The organism is Psychrobacter sp. TB55-MNA-CIBAN-0194 (assembly GCF_040309505.1).
GTDB classification, from domain to species: Bacteria; Pseudomonadota; Gammaproteobacteria; order Pseudomonadales; family Moraxellaceae; genus Psychrobacter; species Psychrobacter fozii.
In genome coordinates this window covers 1-234 of the sequence record NZ_JBEOOW010000816.1, presented here as the reverse complement: position 1 = coordinate 234, position 234 = coordinate 1, and the positions used below count along the sequence as shown (strand labels likewise).

Annotated in this window: 1 protein-coding gene; it reads left to right on the top strand. The window is 41.0% G+C overall.

Annotation, left to right across the window (positions count from 1 at the left end):
- Window positions 1–44: 44 nt before the first annotated feature.
- On the top strand, window positions 45–234 hold a 190-nt coding region (locus tag AAEY75_RS17200; RefSeq protein ID WP_352260396.1), incomplete at its 3' end, for a hypothetical protein.

The window sequence follows — 234 nt, the reverse complement described above, 5'->3', positions numbered from 1 at the left end:
GATGAGGTTTGATTTTTAGTCATATAACAACAACACCAGGTGAAGTGACCAGCATAACGCAAGTACGAGACTACATAAGTAGCCCACTTGCATTGTATGCGGCACTTGATAAACCTAACTCACTATTACTTGAGTCTGCAGAGATAGATTCTAAAGATAGCGTAAAAAGCTTAATACTCGTTGATTGTGCACTGCGTATTGTCTGCCAAGGCAATCAAGTGAGCGTAACAGCAC